Source organism: Colwellia sp. BRX10-1 (assembly GCF_014077545.1).
GTDB lineage: Bacteria > Pseudomonadota > Gammaproteobacteria > Enterobacterales > Alteromonadaceae > Colwellia_A.
This window is the reverse complement of the sequence record NZ_JACGWC010000011.1, coordinates 125,554-131,817: the sequence shown is the minus strand read 5'-3', so window position 1 is coordinate 131,817 and position 6,264 is coordinate 125,554. Positions and strand designations below refer to the sequence as shown.

General features: G+C 37.0%; 3 protein-coding genes. 2 read left to right on the top strand and 1 reads right to left on the bottom strand.

The window, feature by feature from the left end; translation table 11 throughout:
- Window positions 1–954 precede the first annotated feature (954 nt).
- Both H4J75_RS11215 and H4J75_RS11210 read left to right on the top strand, forming a co-directional pair.
- On the top strand, window positions 955–3,375 hold the full coding sequence (locus tag H4J75_RS11215) for a TonB-dependent receptor (protein WP_182222175.1): 2,421 nt from the start codon (window positions 955–957) through the stop codon (window positions 3,373–3,375).
- Between the two features lie 208 nt (window positions 3,376–3,583).
- Window positions 3,584–4,621, top strand: a complete 1,038-nt coding sequence (locus tag H4J75_RS11210; RefSeq protein WP_182222174.1) for an AraC family transcriptional regulator — start codon at window positions 3,584–3,586, stop codon at window positions 4,619–4,621.
- A gap of 62 nt (window positions 4,622–4,683) precedes the next feature.
- Here the strand turns inward: H4J75_RS11210 and H4J75_RS11205 are convergent, their stop codons facing one another.
- Entirely contained in the window at window positions 4,684–6,225 is a 1,542-nt protein-coding gene (locus H4J75_RS11205; RefSeq protein ID WP_182222173.1) for a DUF1254 domain-containing protein, read from the bottom strand.
- Window positions 6,226–6,264: the final 39 nt, after the last annotated feature.

The following is a 6,264-nucleotide window of genomic DNA, read 5'->3' as shown; positions in this document are numbered from 1 at the left end:
TCGTATTTCGATGTTGGAAAACTAAAGAGCCATACAATGAAGCCAAGTATTTAAAAGCATTGAGCGATAGGAATTCCCCATTACTTTTTAAAGAAAAAGCTTGTTAAAGGTCTCAGGGCGTAGAGAAGACCTTAGCCTTGGCTTAACTAGCGACAAATGATCCGACAAAGCAGCCCTACATCAGATAATGAAATCATTCAAAATTTTCATATTGAAACTTGGGGGATTAATATTCAGGTTTAATTGAAAACACCGAAAGCGGACATTCGACTAACCTTAATTAGAGGTACTTAGCACCTTAGATTTTATGACAACTTGGTGCGCTAAGCGGAATAAAAATTTTAATATTGTGAGCGTTGAGCTAGGCCAGCTGTACACACGTTAGTTGACCTAAGCAGCTCGACAGCTAACTTAATAATTCTCGATATAACGGACGTTCCAAAAATCAGTTTTGTGAGTCATTTTCTGACCACCAAAAGAAAAATACGGTTATAGGTGAGAGTACTATCTATGTCTACTGAAAGCTCATTGCCGTCGGTTTTTGTGAACCAAAATCATCTCAGCTAAGGGGTATTTTAGATACGAAAACGAACATTATAAAATTTCAGGGTAAGAACTGCTCTACTATTTAGGCGACATTAAATAACTTACTAACCTTTTACCACCGCATCAGCGTTATTCTTATAGTAACCTAGTGAAATTCGCCTTAGGGCTATAAAACCTCCATTTTTAGCTTGATAAAAATAAATACTCTGACGTTATCTAAGGTTCGCTTAACCTTCTTAAATGCACTTTGTCGTTTAACGGCTAATTATTGACGTTTAAGTTCAAGTCTTTATTAGTCAAAATTAACTAGTGTATATAACAACATAATTAGTCCTGAGGTTATCATGTTACCGATTAACGTTAACTTCATCACTAAACAATAATTATATAAGAATAAGTGGGGAATCTATGAAGACAACACCGAGTTTTAATAAATCTGTAATTGCACTATCACTTTTTGCGTTATTTCATCAACAAGTAAGTATTGCTGAAGAAATAGATAAGGATGTAAAAGAAAACATTAACACACTTGAAGTGATTGAGGTTACCTCACAAAAAAGAGTGCAAAGTTTACAGGATGTTCCCGCGTCAATTACGACAATAAACGGTGATAAGTTAGCGAATACTGGCATTACTCAAATGGAAGAAATGTCTGACTATGTACCAAACTTTACCGTGAGTAAATCCGGCCAAGGTTATAATATTTATATGCGTGGGTTGGGTTCAGGTCCAAACCAAGGTTTTGAGCAAACGGTAGGCACGTATGTTGATGGTATTTACCGTGGACGTGCGGTATTAATGCGTAGCTCTTTTTTAGATGTTGATATGGTTGAAGTATTACGTGGACCTCAAGGAACCTTATTTGGCATGAATACCACCGCAGGTGCGCTTAATATTACCTCAAAAAATGCCACGCAAGAATTTGAAGCATCGATTAAAGGTTATTATGTCCCTGAGTTTAATAAACAAGATCTTGAGTTTAACGTTTCAGGTGGTTTAACCGACGACTTAAGTGCCCGTATAGCGATGAAATATGAAAGTGATGACGGCTATGTTAAAAATGTTGTCACAGGCAATAATGAACCACAAAGAGATAACATCGCCGCACGTTTAACACTTGATTGGAACATTAGTGATAAACTCAATGCAAATTTAAAAATTCAACATGATACTGATGAAGTCAAGGGACGAAACCTTATTGTCACGGTTGAACCCTACCTTAAAGAAGCAGGCACACCCAAAACGGAAGCCTTACTGACAAGTTTAATAGAATATGATTTTGATTATAAAACCGCTAACACGACACCGGCATTAGGTGAAAAGCAATTTGAAAAATCAGCCGCTAATCATGTCACGTTAAACCTTTCCTATGAATTGGGTGATCACACATTTAATTCTGTAACAGGTTGGCAAGACTACGATCTTGATGGCGCTAAAGATCAAGATAGTACAGCTCGTGCACTGATATATTCGCCTGAGTTTAATGAAAACTACCAACAATTTAGCCAAGAGTTTCGTTTGACTTCACCGGGTAATGAAACATTTGATTATATAGTCGGTGCTTATTTTCAAAGTTCTGATTTAGAGTATTCTGAAGTTTCATCAGTTTATCCATTAGCAATGAGAGGTGAACGTGAATTTAAATCTAGTTCAGATTTATGGGCTATCTTTGGACAATTTGATTATCAGTTAACTGACCAATTAACTGCGTCTTTAGGGGTACGTTATACCGAAGAAAAAAAAGACGGTCAGCGTAATATGTTAGTTATTGACCCCAAAACCGGTCAAAGAATACAAGAGTCCGCATTAGTCAAACCACCAGCACTCGCAGGTGCTTTAGCTGCTTTTGGTTTACCGGGTCTACTGGGCAATGCATACAGTTTAATGTTAGGTGATAAATTTCCCTATTTAGATCCGCTGTTATTAGGATCTGCTACGCAAAACATCCCCAACAGTATCTATGGCACTATTGATGAACATTCATTAAAAGACTCAAGAAAAGAAAAGAGTTTAACGCCTTCGTTAACCTTAAGTTATCAATTAAATGAAGATACTTTACTTTATGTTAAAGGTGCTCAAGGGTTTAAATCTGGCGGTTTTGATGCGAGATCTAACCTAGGTGGTAACTTTGAGTTTGAAGAGGAAGAAGTTGTTTCTATGGAATTTGGTGGGAAATTAACCTTAGATGATGGCGCTGCTGAATTAAATTTTGCTATTTTTCAAATGAAATTTAATGATTTACAAACTTCTATTTTTGACGGTCAAGTAGGTTTCGATGTAAAAAATGCGGGTGAAGCCACTACCTCAGGTATTGAGCTGGATGGTCGCTGGGCTATTTTGGATGAAGTTACCCTTGTGGGCGGTCTTGGATTATTAGATTTTGAATGGGATGACTTTAAAGGTGCAAAGTGTTTTACCAGTAATGTTTTAGTCTCAGACAATGTTGATGAAACAGGAAAGTCGTGTGACTTAACGGGGGAAACGAATGCTTTAGTTCCTGATATTACGGCGAACATAGGCATTGAACATGCTACCTTAATTTTTAATGATTATGAATTGATCACCAACATTGATGTTAATTATCGTTCAGACTTTTACACTTCAACAGATTTAAACCCGTTCACTGAACAGAAAGCCTTCACAAAAGTGAATATGCGAATCGCGTTAATGTACGAAGACGAATGGGAAATAGCGTTAGTGGGTAAGAATATCACCGATGAAAAGACGAGAAATTTCTCATTTGATTTACCTTTCACCAAAGGAGGTTATGCCAATATGATCGAGCCTGGGCGTAGCTTTGGAGTGCAATTTAGATATAGCTTTTATTAATTTGTGTTAAAAACTGCAATGATTTAGCCCTAGTGACCTAGGGCTTTTTGTTTGATAAAATTCATTTTTTGATTTTTGTATCATAACTCAACATCAACTTATTGATACTGAGTTAAACACTCTAATATAGACATATTCTCGACGATATCTTAAGCTGTTATATTAACTTAATGATTTAGATATTTTATCAAATAAAAAACTGAGTTCTATGACATTAATCCCCAATACACCAACAACGATAGGTAGTTGGGCTTTGCTCATTGCCAAAGCGATTGAAAGCTATGGTCTTGACAGTAAAAAAATTTTTTCGCAAGCCCATATAGATTTAGACGCAATTCAAAATAATCCTGATGTACGTTTACCCGTGAAACAAATGGCCGTGTTATGGCAGCTTGCGGTACTTGAAACTAAAGATGAATGTTTTGCCTTACGGTTAACGCAATTTTTTCAACCTAATACCTATAGTGCTGTTGGCTTATCTTTTGCTTCTAGTCGTACTATTATGGAAGGTTTTGAGCATAGCTTACGTTATTTTAAAATGACGACTGACGCTGCTGAGCACCGTTTAGAAAAAATTAACGACACCGTTATTTTACATATTGATATCCCCCCAGAAAATGAACCTGTTGCTGTTGAAGCCATTGAAGCATTTATGTCTACTTTGATTTCATTATCTCGTGTGATGACAACACAAGAGTTTTCGCCATTAGAAGTGTCTTTTAAGCACGATAAAAGTGCCTTTGTTAAGGAATACCAAGAATTTTTTAATTGTCCAGTGCTCTTTAATCAAACGGGTCATAAAATAATTTATTCATTAGCAGATCTCGAACGTCCACAGATGCTTGCTAACCCTTCACTTGCCAAAACACTAGAAAGGTGGATTGATGAGCATTTAAAGCATTTCAGCCAAGATTTAGTGTCAACAAAAGTGAAAGCGTATATTTTAGATAATATGTTGAAGGATGAAATTGAAATAGAGAATATCGCGAGCTTTTTAGCATTAGGCTTACGTACTTTGCAACGAAAGTTAAAAGCGGAGGGGCAAAGTTTTAACGAGATACTCGATGAGTGTCGTCATCATATGGCGGAGAAACTGTTAGCGGAACAACGTGTACCTTTAATCGAAATATCTTACATGTTAGGTTTTTCAGATCAAAGTGGGTTTACCCGCGCTTTTCGTCGTTGGACTAAAACCAGCCCTAAACATTACCGCAATCAACATAGACAAAAATTATTGCAAGAATAAAGAATCAATACATAACGAACAACACATAATCTCGAAATCATTAATATTTCTAGATTATGTGTTTAATGTTTTATTGTTAATTGTTCTACTTTTTTAACGCCAGGTAAATATTGCTCTACCGAGCTCCATTGACGCACTTCCTGATTAGGTAAATACACACGATAATTTAATCTGAAAATGCCTTCTTTAGGGGTGGGTAGCCAATTAGATTCGTTACCTTCGGGTGGCGTTGCTTGAATGTAAATATCAAGAGAACCATCGTCATTGTACTTCAAACCATCGGTACTTTTTCTGATGGAATAACGGTTGATTTCATTACCTACTAATTGATAATCATCGCCGTACATCGTGATAGACCAAAAGCCAAATTCAGCTGTATTAGGCAACTCGCCCTTGTCAAAATGTAGTTTATAGGTGTTTTTACCAATTAGCGGCTCATTACTGCTGTCTGAATAAGTGTGAAAATAAACAGCTTCCTCAGGAGAGTGAACGAACAACCCTTGAACTGCGCCTTCAGCGCGAGCAAAATAATCACTGCCATAACTACCACCGACAAAATCTACATTCCACTTATTGTCACTTTGTGTTCCTCTAAATTTGACTTTCCATTTAATAATATCAATCCCCGATTGAACCGCTCTAACCAAGCCTTTTTGAATAGCGGGATCTAAACTTTCAGGATCAAATGCATATGTATCTGACAAGCCAATATATTTAAAGGTGTTTAATAATGTTCTATTTTCGCCAACCGGCGGATTTTCTTTTAATAACTCAGCAGCGTAACTAAAGTAGCCTAGTTTACCTTTTTTCATTCTGGTATTCGCCAGTTTGGGTAAATCATAACGACGTTTTTCTTTAGGAAGACCCCATTGAGATAAAGGTACGGCATCAAATTGTTGTTGATAGGCTTTAATCAATTCCACGTCTTCATCGGTTTCGGTATAAGTGGCAATGCGCAACGCAACTAAAGCTGAGTTATTTGGCATGCGTAATTCCTTAACACCATCAGGTAATTTACCCTGCCAATTAGGGCCAACCAAGGCAAAGTTCCCCCCCTCAGATCCCGTTGCACGCGTACCTATATAATGCTGATTAACAATATATGCGTCGCCAATTTGCAATGAGTAATATCTGTCTTTAATCGGTGGCACAACTAATATCACGGGCTCTTCTGCCAAAAAAACAGATAAACCCGAATACACGGTATCTCTATTCGGCGTATAAGGCATTGTATCGTTTGACGTGGCCAGTTTTGATGAATGACCCCATTGACCCACTGGCGCACAAGGACACTTATCTTTTATCCGTGCTATCTTTTTTAAATTCATGCGTAAATCACGCTGAACATCATGCATTACCATAGGAATAGTGAACATAAAAGCTTGAATGCCAACACTGTATGCCCATTCTTCTTTGGCTTTGTTATCAGCTTCTTTCATCGCTTGCACAGAAAGATTATTGTTAACTTTGAAGCCTTTAATAATTTCATTTGCGTTGGCTAACGATGGAAACACCAACATAGTAGATAGAGCAAGTACACTCAATGTTGTTGATAACTTAGGTTTAGACAACCGTTGCCCTTGCATTAATAATATTGATTTCATTCGTTTCCCCTCACTTTGTGATTTTTTGATTTATAATTT

Excerpts from the sequence above, each read along its gene's own strand:
- H4J75_RS11215 (WP_182222175.1), top strand. The coding sequence starts at position 955 with ATGAAGACAACACCGAGTTTTAATAAATCTGTAATTGCACTATCACTT.
- H4J75_RS11210 (WP_182222174.1), top strand. The coding sequence starts at position 3,584 with ATGACATTAATCCCCAATACACCAACAACGATAGGTAGTTGGGCTTTG.
- H4J75_RS11205 (WP_182222173.1), bottom strand. The coding sequence starts at position 6,225 with ATGAAATCAATATTATTAATGCAAGGGCAACGGTTGTCTAAACCTAAG.